This window comes from Muriicola jejuensis (assembly GCF_010671595.1).
In the GTDB taxonomy this organism is placed as follows: Bacteria; Bacteroidota; Bacteroidia; order Flavobacteriales; family Flavobacteriaceae; genus Muriicola; species Muriicola jejuensis.
On record NZ_JAABOP010000002.1, the window covers coordinates 46,616 to 61,991 of the forward strand.

Here is a 15,376-nt window from a genome sequence, read left to right on the forward strand (position 1 = left end):
GCCTGAAAAAGAGGCTGCAATGTGTTATCTTTGCCCCCTTAAGAAGTATCCGAAGGTTGTGATTAAGATCCACGATAAAAATTTTGAACTGTACCTGAGCGAAAAGGAGATCCTCGATGCCGTAAAACGGATCGCAGGTGAGATCGCATCGGATTACAAGGACGAAATACCGATTTTTGTCGGGGTGCTCAACGGCTCATTTATGTTCGTCTCTGACTTCCTTAGGCATTACCCCCATCCCTGCGAAGTATCTTTTGTAAAACTGAGTTCCTACAGGGGGCTGACCTCCACAGGCATTGTGGAAACCTTGCTGGATGTACCGGAGAATATAGAAGGCAGGAACGTGATCATCCTGGAGGATATCATCGATACAGGGAGGACGCTTCAGGAACTGGTCCACATGTTCTCCAACGTGAACGTGAAGGACTTCAGGATCGCCAGCCTCTTCTTCAAATCAGACGTCTACAATGGGGAATACGCCATAGATTATTTCGGGATGGAGATCCCGGATCGCTTCATAGTGGGATATGGCCTCGACTACATGGAACAGGGTCGGAACCTGCGAGATGTCTATCAAATCAACAAAGCTCATATGATTAACCTTGTATTATTTGGAAAACCCGGTGCCGGAAAAGGTACCCAGGCAGGGTTCCTGAAAGAGAAGTACAACCTCAAGCACATCTCCACCGGGGATGTCTTCCGTTATAACATCAAGAATGACACAAAACTGGGACAGCTGGCAAAGTCCTATATGGACAAGGGCGATCTGGTCCCGGATGAAGTCACGATCGACATGTTAAAGGAAGAGGTGGAAAAGAACCCAGACGCCAGTGGGTTTATCTTTGACGGTTTCCCCAGAACGACCGCCCAGGCAGAGGCTCTGGATAATTTCCTGGATTCCAGGGATATGAAGATCGATGCGACCATCGCCCTGGAGGCCGATGACGAGGTCCTTATCGAGCGCCTCCTGGAAAGAGGAAAAGTAAGTGGGCGGCCGGATGATCAGGACGAGACCAAGATCCGCAACCGCTTCGAGGAATACAATCAGAAAACTGCACCACTCCGGGAATACTACCAGGCACAGGGAAAATTTCATAGTGTGAACGGGATAGGGAACATTGAGGAGATTACAGGCCGACTCTCTTCCGTGATCGAAACCCTTTGTTGAAAGGGATTTTTTCCAATCCGTACCGAAGTACGGTTCTCCTTGCGCTCTAAACCATTAAACATATCCTATGACTGAAGGCAACTTTGTGGATTACGTGAAAGTTCATGTTTCCTCAGGGAACGGGGGGAAGGGTTCTGCCCACCTCCGAAGGGAGAAATACGTTCCCAAGGGAGGCCCTGACGGAGGGGACGGGGGAAGAGGTGGCCATGTCATTATCAGGGGGAACGACAGCCTCTGGACCTTACTGCATTACAAATTCCAGCGCCATTTCAAAGCCGGTCACGGAGAACACGGCAGCAAGAGCCGGAGTACAGGGGCAGACGGGGAAGACGTCTACCTGGAAGTGCCCCTGGGTACGGTGGTCAGGGAAACCGAGACCGGGGAAGTAGTGGTAGAGATCACTGAGAACGGTCAGGAAAAGGTCGTGTTGGAAGGCGGACTCGGAGGAAGAGGGAACTGGCATTTCAAGAGTGCGACCAATCAAACCCCCAGATACGCCCAACCCGGAATTCCCGGTTCGGAAAAAGAGCTTACCCTGGAACTGAAAGTCCTGGCCGACGTAGGCCTCGTCGGCTTTCCCAATGCCGGAAAATCGACCTTACTCTCCGTTCTGACATCAGCCAAGCCCAAGATCGCAGACTACCCTTTCACCACCCTCAAACCGAACCTCGGGATCGTTCAGTACAGGGATTTCAAAAGCTTTGTGATGGCCGATATCCCGGGGATCATAGAAGGTGCCGCCGAAGGCAAGGGACTGGGACATTATTTCCTGAGGCATATCGAACGCAATGCCCTCCTTTTGTTCGTGATCCCGGCAGACAGCAGTGACGTGTGCGGGGAATACGAGATCTTGCTCAACGAATTGCGGAAGTACAACCCGGAGTTGCTAGACAAGCAAAGGATGGTGGCCATATCCAAGTCAGACATGCTCGATGAGGAGTTGCTGGAGGAGATGCGCGGGGAAGTGAAGGAGGGTTTTAAAGACATCCCGTATATCTTTATTTCCTCTGTATCCCAATACGGTCTTCAGCAACTCAAGGATAAACTCTGGTCGCTCTTGAACGAATAACCCCCTCAAACTCCTTTGTAAAGCCGAATTTTCCGTAAATTAGGGGATAAGTGGATCGCTTCTTAAGGGTATCTTCCCTGGTGGCGATCACCCCAAATTGCTGCGCTATGAGAAATTGGCTATGGGTGCCCTGCCTGTTACTGATCAGTTGTTCGAGCCTCAGAGTAGACTATGATTACGATGCGGCCACGGACTTTTCGAGCTACCAGACCTATAACTACTATCCGGAGATGCAAACCGGGCTGAGTGAACTGGATACGAAGCGTTTACTGTCTTCCCTGGATTCCGTGCTTCTCACTAAAGGCTTCCGCGCCTCCGAAGAGCCCGATTTCCTCATCAATATAGAATCCCGTGAATTCCGCCAGCCTCGAAACAATTCCCTGGGGGTTGGTCTCGGAGGTGGCGGCCGCAACATGGGCGGAGGGGTATCCATCGGCCTGCCTATTGGTCGACCAGAAATGGAACGGGAGATCTTGTTCGATTTCATTGACAGCCAGCGCGACGCCCTTTTCTGGCAGGCCGTCTGTTCGGGTAATCTGAAGGAAAATGCGACTCCCCTGGAAAGGGAAAAACGCATGCGGGAGATTGCCGTAAAGGTGATGTCAAAGTACCCTCCTCGAAAGTAAGGATCTATCGGGATGTTCATCCGACCTCAAAAAGAGGAAGAACCAAGCGTTATAAGGATCTCAATAACCCCCCGTCTATTGGGAAATTGCTCCCTGTGATATACGCAGCCCTGTCTGAGGCGAGAAAGGCAGCCAGATACCCGTATTCCTCTGGTTTGCCAAGTCTTCTGAGGGGTACGCTGTCGGTCATATGATCTCGTACCTCCTCCGGTTTGATATTTTGCTGTTCTGCCTTCTTCCGGTTGAGTTCCTCAAGGCGTTCTGTATCGAAGTAGCCTGTCAGGATATTGTTCACCGTAACCTGATCCGGCCCCACTTCCGTCGCCAGGCTTTTTGCCCAGGCTACCACCGCGGCCCGTATACTGTTTGAAAGGACGAGATAAGACAGGGGCTCTTTCACCGATACGGAAGCCACGTTGATGATCCTACCCCATCGTTGGGACCTCATGTGTTCTAAAGCCAAATGGGTGGTGAGGACGACCGACTTAAACAATACATCAAAAGCCTCCTGATAATCCTCTACCTTCTTTTCCATGGGGGTTCCCGCTTTGGGTCCCTGGGTGTTATTGACCAGGATGTCTACTTTGTTGTGGGAGAAATACTCCCTGATGATCTCAGAATAACGGTTGAAGTCATTGAAATCGACCACCAGGTACTGATGCTTTTGAGCAGGTGATGCCACTTTGAGAGAAGCTACGATGCTCCTGAGTTTTTCCTCGCTTCGGGCCATCAGGGTTACACTGGCTCCGCTCTCAGCCAGCTGTCGGGCAATGGCCAGGCCTATACCCCTGCTGCTGCCACCTACCAAAGCGCTTTTTCCTTCGAGATTTATATTCATGATAACTCTATTTGTATTCTTCCCGAACCGGACTGAACACATCCATGAGTCGGCATGCCGTAAGCGCCTTCCCATAATGCGGTGTATGGGAAGGGATCACAACGAGCTCCCCGGCTTCGAAAATTTGGGTTACATCGCCTAAGGTGAACTCAAAACGACCTTCCAGTACATGCAGGAGCTGTTCGTGGACGTGGGAGTGTTGAGGTACTTCCGCCCCTTTATCCACTTCCCAGAAGGCCAGGGTCATGTTTTCTCCATGGATAAGCCTGCCTTTGAAACCCGGCATGATCTCTTTGGGCTGGAGGTCTTCCAGTTGTAATTTTATCATGGTGTATTTTATTTCTTCCTCAGGAGGTACATGTTTTCTACGAGTACTTCTTCTGTCCGAATATCATGTCCGGATATATACCGGCCCGCAAGGCTTAGCGTGTCCTGGTGATCCTCGAGCTCGTACTGTTGCAAAGTACGATAAAAATTATGGGGGATGGTCTGGTAATTGAACTGCTGGTTCTTCTCGAGGTTCCCTTCGACAAACTCTATCAGTTTCTGGAAAACCTCCATTTTTTCAAGTTCGGGAGTAAAAGATACGCTTCCCATGTACGTATCTTTTCCCTGTAGTCGGGTAAAGAGTTCGAAAAGCCTGACGGTATCCTGTTGACCCAAGAAGAAAAGTACGCCTTCGAGAAGAATAAAGCATTTCCGGTCTTGAACCAGGGGATGCACGGCGAGGTACAAGTCTTCGAGGGAAGGGCTGTTAAAATCAGCCTCAACATACCTGAGATCCCGTACCGGGAGGATGCCTTCTCCTTGCCAGGATTCTGTCCGCTCTTTTTTATAGGCCACTACATCCGGGGTATCGATTTCTATATACAGGAGGGTAGGCGGCAGGTGAAATGGGTACATGCTGAACCCGCAGCCAAAGTTGATCAGGGTATCTATCTGCCCGATATCAATAAGGCGTTGTAAGGTATCCAGGAAATAGCGGTTCCTCAGGCAATGGGCCACCCCTTCATAAAGTGATACTGATTGCATGTATTTCGAGGCATGCCTGTCAGTGACCTCATTCGCCCACAAATGAGCAAAGTTGTCTCTGCTCAGGTCGCTGTCGGCTGCCCTGAAGGAAGCGGTGACGAAGGCCGTTTCGTGTATGTTGATCTTCTGCTCCAAATTGATGCCCCGAAAGAGAAACTAAGATAGTGAGAATAAGGAAGCATCAAAGGTTTGGCAAGCACTTTTCAAAGGCTATCTTTGTCCAAAACCTCACAGAGCAATGCGGATTCATTTTATTGCCATTGGCGGGAGTGCGATGCACAACCTGGCTCTGGCCTTGCACGATAAAGGGTACGAGATCACAGGGAGCGATGACATCATCTACGAACCCTCTAAAAGTCGGCTAAAGGCACAAGGCCTTTTGCCGCCATCCTTTGGATGGTACCCTGATAAGATTGTAAGTGATTTAGACGCCGTCATCCTTGGGATGCATGCCAGGGAAGACAATCCGGAATTACTCAGGGCCAGGAAGCTAGGCTTAACCATCTATTCCTATCCCGAATTTCTATATGAACAGTCGAAGAACAAGACCCGTGTGGTCATAGGGGGTAGCCATGGAAAGACCACCATCACTTCTATGATCCTGCATGTGCTGAAATATCACAACAGGGAAGTGGATTTTATGGTAGGGGCCCAGTTGGAGGGCTTTGACCGTATGGTGCACCTTACCGAGGAGAACGATTTTATCGTTCTGGAAGGAGATGAATACCTCTCTTCTCCTATAGACAGGCGACCCAAGTTCCACCTGTATCAGCCTAACATCGCCCTCCTGAGTGGCATCGCCTGGGATCACATGAATGTCTTTCCCACTTTTGAGAACTACCTGTCGCAGTTTCAAATCTTTGTCGATGGGATCGTTCAGGGTGGCAGTATCACGTATAACGAAGAGGATGAGGCTGTGGTTCAAATCATTGAAAACACCCAGAATCAGATCCGGAAATTTCCCTATCAAACCCCTGCCTACCACATTGAGGCAGGTCAGACCTTCCTCGAGACCGAAGAAGGCCCTTTGCCGGTCCATGTTTTTGGCCGTCACAACCTCAGCAACCTGGCCGGGGCCAAGTGGATCTGTCAGCAAATGGGGATCGATGAGGATGATTTCTATCAGGCTATATCTTCTTTTACAGGGGCTTCCAAGAGGCTTGAAAAAATAGGGGAGACGGAAACCTCAGTGGTCTATAAGGATTTTGCCCATTCGCCAAGCAAGGTGGCGGCTACCACCCATGCCTCGAGGGAACAGTTCCCGGATAAAACCCTGGTTGCCTGTATGGAGTTGCATACCTATAGCAGCCTCAACGAGACCTTCCTGTCTCATTACAGAGGAGCCCTCGATGCAGCAGACGTGGCCGGGGTCTTTTATTCTCCCGAGTCCGTGGCCATCAAGAAGCTATCCCCTTTGTCCGAATCTCAGATCCGAGATGCTTTCCGAAATGATAAGCTTAAGATTTTTACCGATCCCGATCAGTTCAAGCATTTTTTATACGGACTGGACAAAGAGAATAGCGTTTATCTGTTTATGAGTTCGGGGAATTACGGCGGACTCGACCTTCCTGCTTTTTTAAAGCATCTGGGTTAAAGGTAGAACGATCCCAATTGGGATATCATACGCCGAACTGCTTTAAGTGGTGATCCAGGTGCTTGTAGTTCATTTGCCCCCATTGATCATGGGTGAGTTTTCCAAAGAGTGGATGCGGGTTCCAGGATTCCCGGTCTTTCAGGTCGTGGAATTGAGCGATCAGGTCCAGCAACTTATACCTTTCCACGGTAAAGTCCTTCTTTTCGGTCGCTCTGGCGAAAGGAGAAGTCGGCAGATTTTTGCGCCAGGGGGAATCATTGTAAAGTGATTTCTTGAAGAACAACCGGATCAGTAGATTGCCTTTTTTCTTCGTGGGTTTGTTCTTTATGGCCAGTTTGAGGGGTACCTGGCAATGCCAGACCATTTGTCCGACAGTCATTTTACCCCATAGGCCCTTCCTATCGGAATTCAACTCCCCGACCCTCCTCTGGATCTCCTGAAAGGCTTCTTCTTCAAATAAAGATTTCATGGCCGCTTTTTAATTGCAGTGCAAAACGTACTTTAACAATATTAGTTGTTTATATTTAACCATGGAAAAAAACCCAGTGTCTTTCTCCATAAAAACCTGGGCTGATGACGATAAACCCAGAAGAAAATTAATGGTAAAAGGTAGGACCGGTCTTTCCGATGCCGAACTTCTGGCCATTCTGATAGGTTCCGGCAGCAGGGAGGATACAGCCCTGAGCCTGGCCCGAAAAATACTAAAAAATTCCGATGACAGCCTGACGCTCCTCGGGAAGATGTCTGTAGCAAAACTGATGAAGTTCAAGGGAATAGGGGAAGCAAAAGCAGTTACCATCGCGGCTGCCATGGAGATCGGCCGAAGGAGACGGGAAGAAACGGTCACAGAACTCAGGTGTATTAAGGGAAGCGCAGATGCCTTCGCGGTACTGGAACCAGTTCTATCCGAACTTCAGCACGAAGAATTCTGGATATTGTATCTCAACAATGCCAACAAAGTCATACACAAGTCGCAGTTGAGCAAGGGAGGTATCACGGGGACCCTGGTGGATGTTCGGCTCGTGCTAAAGGAAGCGCTCGAATTGGGAGCGGTTGGGATCATCCTCGCGCACAATCATCCTTCAGGGGCATTAAAGCCAAGCGAAGCCGACAAGGCGATCACAAAAAAGTTGAAGAAAGCTGCGGAAATGCTGGATATCAAGGTTCTGGATCACCTGATCGTCACGGAAAAGTCCTTTTTTAGTTTTGCTGACCAACACCTCATCTGAAATGCTGTTGATCTACACACATAAGATTACTCCCAGATTCAGCTACATCATGAAGCAGATCTTCAGCCGTATGCTGCAGATCGAGGTGGGATTCACTACCCGTGTGGAGGACTTCATCAAGCATTCGGGACCCAAGATCACCTACACCAAACAACCCTTACAGAACGAATTCTTTATCAGGAGCCATACCCTCTTATTCGAACAGGGCATCAGGAATATGAACCTGGCCGTAGGGAAGTGGGATGATCTTCCCTGTTTCTTTCCAGCCGGGGAACGCAGTAATTTACCCTTTGACATCTTTGCAGCCAGTTTCTATCTCCTTTCGCGTTATGAGGAATATTTCCCTCATGTAAAAGACCTCGTGGGGCGTTTCCCCCTGAAGGAAAGCCTGGCTTATGAACACGATTTTCTAAAGAGACCGGTGGTAGATCTCTGGGCGAGGAAAATGCTGGAACTGCTCAAGGAGCGATTTCCGGCCCTTGAGGTAAGGCCCAAACTGGTGCGGCATACCTCGGTGATCGACGTTCCCATTTCCCATAGTTATGCGCACAGGGGACTGTTGCGGGGTGGGATAGGGATGTTGCTGGATCTTTTCTCTCTCAGGTTCCGCAGGATTTCCCAGCGCATGGCGGTCATGTTAAAGGCGAAGCCTGATCCGTATGACAATTTCAAAGAGCTTGTCGGGATCCATGCAAAGTACGATCTGCCAGCTATTTTCTTTTTCCAGTTCGCACAGTATTCGAGATACGACAAGAACATATCCACGGAGAACAATGCGTTCAGGCACCTCATTAAATCAGTGGCAGATTACGATACGGTGGCCCTTGCCGCCTCATACAGTTCATTTGCCAATACGGATCTGCTGAAGGAAGAAAAAGAGAACCTTGCCAACGTGATCAACAGGCCGGTGAATTACGTGAGACTTCGCTATAACCGCGTAGATGTTCCGGAAACATACAGGAATCTGGTTTCGGCTGAATTTACCGATGATTACTCAATGGGATACACACATGAGATGGGTTTCAAGGCAGGGACCTGCACCTCCTTTTATTTTTACGACATTCCCCAGGAGGTACAACAACCTATCAAGATACATCCTTTTGCCGTCCATGATTACGCTCTGCTGAAATTCGCGTCCGAAGAGGAGATCTTCGTGGAACTCGACCGGCTCTACAAGGAGGTCAGGGATGTTGGTGGTCATTTTATCACCGTGTTTACCAATGAATTGCTGGGTTCTGAAGGGAAGGTAAACTGGTTACAATTGTATGCTAAAATGATCGGCAGGTATTATGTTTAGGAATGTTGTGACCGACGTATTTTTTGATCTGGATCATACCCTCTGGGATTTTGAGAGGAATTCGGCCCTTACCTTTCAAAAAATTTTCATCGATTACGGGATAGACCTTGACCTCAACCTTTTTTTGGCAGAATATGTCCCTGCCAACCTCGCTTACTGGAAACTGTTCAGGGAAGGGAAGATAGGAAAGGAGGACCTGCGTTACCAAAGACTGAGAACGGTCTTTGATGCGGTCCGGTACAGGGTGGAGGATGACATGATCCACAGCCTGGCGAATGCCTACATTGAGCATCTTTCGTCTCATGACCACCTGGTTCCCAATACCAGGGAAATCCTCGAGTATTTAAAACCCAAATACCGGCTTCACATCATCACCAATGGTTTTGAAGAGGTACAGGCAAAAAAGATGAGAAATTCCGGGATCGATTCCTTTTTTGACCAGGTGATCAATTCAGAGATGGCCGGGGTAAAAAAACCCCATCCCGCGATCTTCCGGCTGGCCCTTGAAAGAACCCGGGCCCTGCCCCAGCATGCGATCATGGTGGGAGACAATCTGGAAGCGGATATCCTGGGGGCCAGGACGGCAGGGATACACACTATCCATCTCAATGTACACAAGGAGCCCCCTCATGAACACGGGGTGATCATTCACGATCTGCGTGAAATAAAATTGTATTTATAAAGTTATATAGGGTATTGGGGAAGGAGTTACCTTCTTGTCACTGAGGATCATCAAGTGAAGCTAGGGATGAAGAAATTTCATTACGGGTTGTTTTTTATCTGTCTGGCTGTTGCCTCTTGCGTAGAGCAACAGAATTTCGACCAATTTGACGATCTGGAGATCATCCCCACGGTGGAGGCCAGTATCCTTTACGTGGAAAGCCCCGAAAGTGTCATCAACGATGCCTCGGGCGCTGTATGGTATATTCAGACCTTTAACTTCGATGCCTTTAACGAACAGTTCTTTGCCGACAATGTCCTGGACGGGGTCATCACCTATGAACTCGAGAACACCACCAGCAAACCGCTGGAGATCCTCTTTGAATATCTGGATGATGGGGGTAATATACTCGATTCGGAGTTTTTCTCTCTCGATCCTGCCCCAACAGCCGTGCTGAGAAGGGAAACTGCCTACGGAACGCCCACAGGCCGCAACCTGGATATCATCAGAAATACCTCCGGGGTAAGGGTGAATGCCAGTAATTTAGGAGATACCACAAGTATTTCCATCCTTCCGGATCCCATGGTCATCTTCAGGTCCAGCGGTAAATTCAGACTCCGGTTAAAATGAAACTATGGAAGCCCTTATTGACCGTCATCTTCCTCGGAAGCGGCTTCCTCTATGCCCAGAACAGAGAATTGTTATATGATTGCACGGAGATTCCACAGGCTCTGCTCCTGAATCCCGGGATGGAGACTTCCTTTACCTGGTATGCCGGAATCCCTCTGGCATCCGGGATTTACGCACAGGCCGGAAGCAGTGGGATAACGGTGAATGATCTCTTTGCGAATGACGGGGTCGATTTTAACCAGAAAGTTCGCACAAGGGCTCTGAACGGGATGACCAAAAGGGATGAATTTGGGGCAACTGTCCAGATCGACATTTTTAACGGGGGTTTCAGAAGCCGGAGCAACCCGGAGCTTTTCTATTCTTTTGGGGTTTATTTTGAGACGAATACTATCCTGTATTGGCCGGAGGACCTCGCTTACCTCGCCTTCGAAGGCAATGCCGATCAGTTGGGAAGACGTTTCGACCTGGGTCACCTGAAAACCAGGGGCGAGGGTTTGACGGTTTTTCATTTCGGGATCAATAAGGTGATAGACCGTAACCTTACGGTCGGTGCCAGGGTCAAAGTGTACTCCGGGATCTATGATTTCCACTCCTCTACGAACTCCGGATATTTCCTGACCGAAGAAGGGCAAAATAACCTCCTGTCCAATACCCTTGTTGCAGATATGCAATTGAGGACCTCCGGGATCGAAGGGATAAGGGCGATCCTGGATGATGAGGCCAGTGGTACTGTAGGGGGGGTGCTCACCAAAAGGGCTTTACTGGGAGGAGACCTGGGCCTGGGTGTAGACCTCGGTTTTACCTATCATCTCGATCCTCAAACCGTAATCACTGGCAGCCTGCTGGATCTGGGTTTTGTGTACCATTCCGGGGATGTAAAAGGATATTCCCTTCAGGGGCGCGCTACTACGGAAGGCGTTGAGGCCATTCTTCCCGATGCCTTTGATGATGCCAACTCGGATTTTTGGCAGGACCTGGTCGACGAGATTGAAGCCCAACTGCCTTTTGAGGATAACAATACCAGTTACTTGACATTCAGGCCCACCCAATTGTACGGTTCTATCCGATATAATTTCGGGGAACCCGTCAATGAGGATATGGACTGCGACTGCGACATTGGCGTCACGGATGCCGATGTTCGTACCCCATTCAGGAATGCCACTGGTCTGCAGCTCCATGCCGTGAACAGGCCCCGTGGGCCACAAGCGGCCCTTACGGCCTTTTACCTAAGGAGGTTTGGGAACTTCCTCAGTTTGAAGGGCACGTATACCGTAGATAAATTCTCCATGTCGAACCTGGGTCTGGGGATGAACCTCCAGGCCGGGCCTGTCAACTTCTACGTGCTCGCCAATAACCTCCTTGGATACAGGAATCTGGCAGACAGTCGTTATGCGTCTTTCCAGATAGGATTAAATATCCTATCTTGGGGAGCCAACAGATAGGCTTTTAACATGAAAAATTTAGGCTTTGTATTCACGCTCCTGCTGGGGCTGTCCGTATCGGCCCAATCCGTGCTGAATACCTACCAATACGTCATCGTTCCCACAAAATTTGATGGTTTTAGAAGCGAAAACCAGTATCAGACCAGTACGCTGGTCAAGTTCTATCTCACGAATAAGGGAATGAATGCTTTTTATGACAATGCTCCTCCCGCGGATCTGAATACAAATCGTTGTAAAGCCATTTACGCGGCCCTGGATGATCAGTCCACCACCTTTACGACCAAGGTGGCCGTCGTTTTCAGGGATTGTGATGGAGAGGAACAATACAGGACGAAGACAGGGATCAGCAAGGTCAAGCAATATGAAGAAGCATACCGGGAGGCCCTGCAAGAGGCTTTTACATCCCTGAAAGGATATCAGTATACCTTTCGGGCAGCCGATGCTACTACGCCGGTCGTCCTCAATTTTGGTGGGGATGTAAAGAAATTGCCTTCCGCTCAGGACCCTGCAAGGGTCCCCGAACAAAAACCACAAGCGAAGACGGAGGAAGTCCGGGAGTCACGGGACAAGGAAGCGAGCCCGGTAATGCCTATGCCCGGGGAAAATATGGAAGCGATCACGCTGGCAGATGCCGTAGCCCTGAATGGGGAGGAAGAAGCGGTCACCCCGATATCTCTTTATGCCCAAAAGACAGAGACGGGATACCAGCTCGTAGATACGGTGCCGAGTATCCGCTTTTATTTATGGGAGACCTCCATGCCCGATGTTTTCCTGGCCGAAAGGAAAGGGCAGTACGGGATACTGTATCTCAAAGACGGTAAGTGGATCTATGAGTTCTACCAGGGTTCAGACCGTATGCAGGAAGAATTACAGATCAAATTCTAGTATTCGTATTTACCCTTCCACCTGCGGGTCAGAAAATCTTTGATACTGTTCTCCCGCGAATTGTCGCCTGGAGAATAAAAAACAGTACCCTTGAGGGAATCGGGGAGGAACTCCGCATCGATAAAATTGTTCTGGTAATCGTGGGCGTATTTGTAGTCCTTTCCGTATCCCAGGTCTTTCATGAGTTTGGTCGGGGCATTTCTCAAATCTAAAGGCACCGGAAGGTCACCGTGTTCCTTTACCGCCGCCTGGGCGTCGCCAATGGCCATATAACTCGAATTGCTCTTGGGGCTCGTCGCGAGGTAAATGGCACATTCGCTGAGCAGGATCCTGGCTTCGGGATATCCGATGGTCGTCACGGCCTGAAAAGTGCTGTTGGCGATCACCAGGGCTGTTGGGTTTGCCAGGCCTATATCCTCTGACGCGAGGATGAGCAGGCGCCTGGCAATAAATTTTACGTCTTCCCCTCCCTCGATCATCCTGGCAAGCCAGTAGACAGCCCCCTGGGGGTCGCTTCCCCTGATAGACTTGATAAAGGCGGAAATGATATCGTAGTGCTGCTCGCCAGTCTTGTCGTAGAGTACGGTGTTCTTCTGCACTTTCGACAGAACCAGTTCATCGGTGATCACGATGGTATCTGCTGGCTCTGAGGTTACCAGTAGTTCAAAGATGTTCAGCAATTTTCGGGCATCCCCCCCTGAAAGGCGGAGCAGTGCTTCCGTTTCCTTCAGGTCTATGGTCTTTTCCCTGAGGATGTGGTCTTCTTCCAGGGCCCTTTTTAACAGCATCTCCAGGTCTTCCTTCCCAAACGGATTGAGGATGTAGACCTGGCAACGAGAAAGCAGGGCCGGGATGACCTCAAAGCTGGGGTTTTCTGTGGTTGCACCGATCAGGGTGATCCAGCCTTTTTCCACGGCGCCCAGAAGAGAATCCTGCTGGGCCTTGCTGAACCTGTGGATCTCGTCTATAAACAGGATGGGATTGCGAGTCGTGAACAGATTGCCCCCTGCCTTGGCCTTTTCGATCACCTCCCGAACGTCTTTTACCCCGCTGCTTATGGCGCTCAGGGTATAGAAAGGCCTTTTGCTTTCCTGTGCGATGATCTGTGCCAGAGTGGTTTTTCCGGTACCCGGGGGGCCCCATAAGATAAGGGAAGGTATGGTACCCCTGCGGATCTGATGGGTTAAGGAACCCTCCTTCCCGACCAGGTGGTGCTGACTGATATAATCTTCCAGGGTCTTCGGCCTGACCCGCTCTGCGAGAGGTTCATTCATAGCGTTAAAAGTACATTTTTTCTCCGGAAGGACCGGTGAGGGGAATTCGGAAAATGGCCCTAAATTTGCATAGAGATGAGCAGTAGAAAAACCTTCCGAGAGGAATCCCATTTCAAGTTTACCAACAGCGTGCTGGCCGTTCCCATGGCGGCTGTACTCCTTATCTGGACCGTGTTCTGGCTCGAATTGGAATTCAGGATCAACTGGAACGATCTGGGCATTTACCCCCGTACCATTTCCGGCCTCAGAGGGGTCATCTTCGGACCATTCCTGCACGCCTCCATTGAACATTTGTACAACAATACCATCCCTCTGGCCATCCTCCTCTCAACGCTTATGTATTTCTACCGTTCCATGGCGTTCAAGTTACTTTTCTGGGGGTTGATCACAACCGGGCTGATCACCTGGCTTATCGGGAGGCCGGCCTATCATATAGGGGCGAGCGGCCTCATCTATCTCCTGGCCAGTTTTATTTTCTTCAAAGGGATCTTCACCAGGCATTACCGTCTTGTGGCGGTTTCACTGGTCGTATCCTTCATTTACGGCAGTATGCTCTGGTATATTTTTCCCGTGGAGGACGGAATTTCGTGGGAAGGGCATCTGGGAGGTTTCCTCGTGGGCCTGTTCGCAGCCCTTTTGGTAAAGGTAAAGGTGCCTGAAATCCCCAAGTACGCATGGGAAAGAGAGGATTACGACGAGGAGGAAGACGAATTCCTGAAACACTTTGATGAAGAAGGGAATTTTATCGAAAAGCTACCTGAAGAACCGGAGGAAGAGATCAGGATCACATATCATTACCGAAAAGGAGATCCGAATCCTCCCTCAGATGGGGATTAAAGGACCCTTTGTCTGACCGCTTCATACAGGAAAACCCCACAGGCCACGGAGACATTCAGGGAACTGATCTCCCCCAGCAAGGGAAGCTTGGCCAGTTGGTCTGCTTCTTTCAGGATGGAGGGGGAGATTCCGGTATCTTCTGCGCCCATGATAATCCCTGTGGGGCCCTTGAGATCCACGTCATAGAGGAGGTGGTTCGTTTTTTCAGTGGCGGCCACGATGGAAATCCCGGAAGCTTTCAGGTAGAAGACGGCGTCCTTGATGTGATCGGTCTTGGCAATCGGGATGCGGAAGACAGCACCAGCTGAGGTTTTCACCGTATCGCCCGTGATAGGGGCCGACCCTTTTTTTGGAATGATGATACCGTCTACCCCCGAGCATTCTGCCGTTCTGATGATGGCACCAAAATTCCTTACATCCGAGATCCCGTCAAGCAAAAGGAAAAGGGGGTCCTTCTTCTGCGCCATGACCTGGTCCGTGAGCTCTTCCAGGCTCAGAAAGGAGACGGGAGAAATGGTCCCCACAACGCCCTGATGATTGTTCTGGGTGAGTTTGTTGATCTTTTGCAGAGGGACATAGGAGGTCGGAATCCCGGATCTTCTCAACAGGTCTTCCAGTTCTCTCGAAAGGGGCCCTTTAAGCCCTTTTTGGATAAATACCTTATCAAGGGGTTCCCCGGCCTTTATCGCTTCAATAACGGCCCTAATACCGTAAATCTGGGTGGTGTCTGACATGGGCCAAAGGTATGATTATAAGATGGGATCCTCAAAGTTTCCAGGATATGGAAATATGCG

17 protein-coding genes are annotated in these 15,376 nt (G+C 49.8%); 11 read left to right on the top strand and 6 right to left on the bottom strand.

The features are described 5' to 3' along the window. Positions 1–58 precede the first annotated feature (58 nt). The 3 genes from GWK09_RS08155 (at position 59) to GWK09_RS08165 (ending at position 2,863) form a co-directional block, all read left to right on the top strand. Positions 59–1,168, top strand: a complete 1,110-nt coding sequence (locus tag GWK09_RS08155) for an adenylate kinase (protein WP_163692627.1) — start codon at positions 59–61, stop codon at positions 1,166–1,168. A gap of 67 nt (positions 1,169–1,235) precedes the next feature. Further along, positions 1,236–2,237, top strand: coding sequence for a GTPase ObgE (gene obgE / locus GWK09_RS08160; RefSeq protein WP_163692630.1), 1,002 nt, complete (start codon positions 1,236–1,238; stop codon positions 2,235–2,237). 107 nt (positions 2,238–2,344) lie between these two features. Next, positions 2,345–2,863: a DUF4136 domain-containing protein gene (locus GWK09_RS08165; protein WP_163692631.1), complete on the top strand. Its 519-nt coding sequence runs from the start codon at positions 2,345–2,347 to the stop codon at positions 2,861–2,863. A 49-nt stretch (positions 2,864–2,912) separates the two neighbouring features. Here the strand turns inward: GWK09_RS08165 and GWK09_RS08170 are convergent, their stop codons facing one another. From GWK09_RS08170 to GWK09_RS08180, 3 genes are read right to left on the bottom strand one after another with little or no spacing between them, the layout of a single operon-like run. Then, positions 2,913–3,701 (bottom strand): SDR family oxidoreductase, encoded by a 789-nt coding sequence (locus GWK09_RS08170; protein ID WP_163692632.1) that lies wholly within the window; start codon positions 3,699–3,701, stop codon positions 2,913–2,915. Positions 3,702–3,708: 7 nt separating this feature from the next. After that, positions 3,709–4,029, bottom strand: a complete 321-nt coding sequence (locus tag GWK09_RS08175) for a cupin domain-containing protein (RefSeq protein ID WP_163692634.1) — start codon at positions 4,027–4,029, stop codon at positions 3,709–3,711. A gap of 8 nt (positions 4,030–4,037) precedes the next feature. Next, positions 4,038–4,868, bottom strand: coding sequence for a class I SAM-dependent methyltransferase (locus GWK09_RS08180; RefSeq protein ID WP_163692635.1), 831 nt, complete (start codon positions 4,866–4,868; stop codon positions 4,038–4,040). A gap of 103 nt (positions 4,869–4,971) precedes the next feature. Between GWK09_RS08180 and GWK09_RS08185 the strand changes: the two genes are divergently transcribed. Next, entirely contained in the window at positions 4,972–6,327 is a 1,356-nt protein-coding gene (locus GWK09_RS08185; RefSeq protein ID WP_163692637.1) for a UDP-N-acetylmuramate--L-alanine ligase, read from the top strand. 25 nt (positions 6,328–6,352) lie between these two features. On the opposite strand, the gene GWK09_RS08190 is transcribed toward GWK09_RS08185, so the two are convergent. Continuing rightward, positions 6,353–6,796, bottom strand: coding sequence for a DUF1569 domain-containing protein (locus tag GWK09_RS08190; protein ID WP_163692639.1), 444 nt, complete (start codon positions 6,794–6,796; stop codon positions 6,353–6,355). 61 nt (positions 6,797–6,857) lie between these two features. Here GWK09_RS08190 and radC point away from each other — a divergent pair, with 61 nt between their 5' ends. The 6 genes from radC to GWK09_RS08220 all read left to right on the top strand — a co-directional run bounded on the left by radC (position 6,858) and on the right by GWK09_RS08220 (position 12,471). After that, complete coding sequence (radC, locus tag GWK09_RS08195) at positions 6,858–7,556, top strand: RadC family protein (protein WP_163692640.1); 699 nt, start codon at positions 6,858–6,860, stop codon at positions 7,554–7,556. 49 nt (positions 7,557–7,605) lie between these two features. Next, entirely contained in the window at positions 7,606–8,853 is a 1,248-nt protein-coding gene (locus GWK09_RS08200) for a polysaccharide deacetylase family protein (protein ID WP_239530864.1), read from the top strand. After that, entirely contained in the window at positions 8,846–9,535 is a 690-nt protein-coding gene (locus GWK09_RS08205; protein WP_163692642.1) for a YjjG family noncanonical pyrimidine nucleotidase, read from the top strand. Before GWK09_RS08200 ends, GWK09_RS08205 begins: the two co-directional genes overlap by 8 nt. A gap of 66 nt (positions 9,536–9,601) precedes the next feature. Then, complete coding sequence (locus GWK09_RS08210) at positions 9,602–10,144, top strand: hypothetical protein (RefSeq protein WP_163692644.1); 543 nt, start codon at positions 9,602–9,604, stop codon at positions 10,142–10,144. Continuing rightward, positions 10,141–11,586 (top strand): DUF5723 family protein, encoded by a 1,446-nt coding sequence (locus tag GWK09_RS08215; protein WP_163692646.1) that lies wholly within the window; start codon positions 10,141–10,143, stop codon positions 11,584–11,586. Before GWK09_RS08210 ends, GWK09_RS08215 begins: the two co-directional genes overlap by 4 nt. A 9-nt stretch (positions 11,587–11,595) precedes the next feature. Further along, positions 11,596–12,471 carry a phospholipase D-like domain-containing protein gene (locus tag GWK09_RS08220; RefSeq protein WP_163692647.1) on the top strand — a complete coding sequence of 292 codons (876 nt, stop codon included), beginning with the start codon at positions 11,596–11,598 and terminating at the stop codon, positions 12,469–12,471. Here GWK09_RS08220 and GWK09_RS08225 read toward each other — a convergent pair. Beyond that, positions 12,468–13,745 carry a replication-associated recombination protein A gene (locus GWK09_RS08225; protein WP_163692649.1) on the bottom strand — a complete coding sequence of 426 codons (1,278 nt, stop codon included), beginning with the start codon at positions 13,743–13,745 and terminating at the stop codon, positions 12,468–12,470. The genes GWK09_RS08220 and GWK09_RS08225 overlap by 4 nt on opposite strands. A gap of 75 nt (positions 13,746–13,820) precedes the next feature. Between GWK09_RS08225 and GWK09_RS08230 the strand changes: the two genes are divergently transcribed. Further along, on the top strand, positions 13,821–14,582 hold the full coding sequence (locus GWK09_RS08230; RefSeq protein ID WP_163692650.1) for a rhomboid family intramembrane serine protease: 762 nt from the start codon (positions 13,821–13,823) through the stop codon (positions 14,580–14,582). Here the strand turns inward: GWK09_RS08230 and rlmB are convergent. Then, positions 14,579–15,316 (bottom strand): 23S rRNA (guanosine(2251)-2'-O)-methyltransferase RlmB, encoded by a 738-nt coding sequence (rlmB, locus tag GWK09_RS08235; RefSeq protein ID WP_163692652.1) that lies wholly within the window; start codon positions 15,314–15,316, stop codon positions 14,579–14,581. The genes GWK09_RS08230 and rlmB overlap by 4 nt on opposite strands. Positions 15,317–15,376 lie beyond the last annotated feature (60 nt).

Excerpts from the sequence above, each read along its gene's own strand:
- GWK09_RS08185 (WP_163692637.1), top strand. The coding sequence starts at position 4,972 with ATGCGGATTCATTTTATTGCCATTGGCGGGAGTGCGATGCACAACCTG.
- GWK09_RS08165 (WP_163692631.1), top strand. The coding sequence starts at position 2,345 with ATGAGAAATTGGCTATGGGTGCCCTGCCTGTTACTGATCAGTTGTTCG.
- GWK09_RS08210 (WP_163692644.1), top strand. The coding sequence starts at position 9,602 with ATGAAGAAATTTCATTACGGGTTGTTTTTTATCTGTCTGGCTGTTGCC.
- GWK09_RS08220 (WP_163692647.1), top strand. The coding sequence starts at position 11,596 with ATGAAAAATTTAGGCTTTGTATTCACGCTCCTGCTGGGGCTGTCCGTA.
- GWK09_RS08200 (WP_239530864.1), top strand. The coding sequence starts at position 7,606 with ATGAAGCAGATCTTCAGCCGTATGCTGCAGATCGAGGTGGGATTCACT.
- GWK09_RS08170 (WP_163692632.1), bottom strand. The coding sequence starts at position 3,701 with ATGAATATAAATCTCGAAGGAAAAAGCGCTTTGGTAGGTGGCAGCAGC.
- obgE (WP_163692630.1), top strand. The coding sequence starts at position 1,236 with ATGACTGAAGGCAACTTTGTGGATTACGTGAAAGTTCATGTTTCCTCA.
- GWK09_RS08205 (WP_163692642.1), top strand. The coding sequence starts at position 8,846 with ATGTTTAGGAATGTTGTGACCGACGTATTTTTTGATCTGGATCATACC.
- GWK09_RS08215 (WP_163692646.1), top strand. The coding sequence starts at position 10,141 with ATGAAACTATGGAAGCCCTTATTGACCGTCATCTTCCTCGGAAGCGGC.
- GWK09_RS08175 (WP_163692634.1), bottom strand. The coding sequence starts at position 4,029 with ATGATAAAATTACAACTGGAAGACCTCCAGCCCAAAGAGATCATGCCG.
- GWK09_RS08190 (WP_163692639.1), bottom strand. The coding sequence starts at position 6,796 with ATGAAATCTTTATTTGAAGAAGAAGCCTTTCAGGAGATCCAGAGGAGG.
- GWK09_RS08225 (WP_163692649.1), bottom strand. The coding sequence starts at position 13,745 with ATGAATGAACCTCTCGCAGAGCGGGTCAGGCCGAAGACCCTGGAAGAT.
- GWK09_RS08230 (WP_163692650.1), top strand. The coding sequence starts at position 13,821 with ATGAGCAGTAGAAAAACCTTCCGAGAGGAATCCCATTTCAAGTTTACC.
- rlmB (WP_163692652.1), bottom strand. The coding sequence starts at position 15,316 with ATGTCAGACACCACCCAGATTTACGGTATTAGGGCCGTTATTGAAGCG.
- radC (WP_163692640.1), top strand. The coding sequence starts at position 6,858 with ATGGAAAAAAACCCAGTGTCTTTCTCCATAAAAACCTGGGCTGATGAC.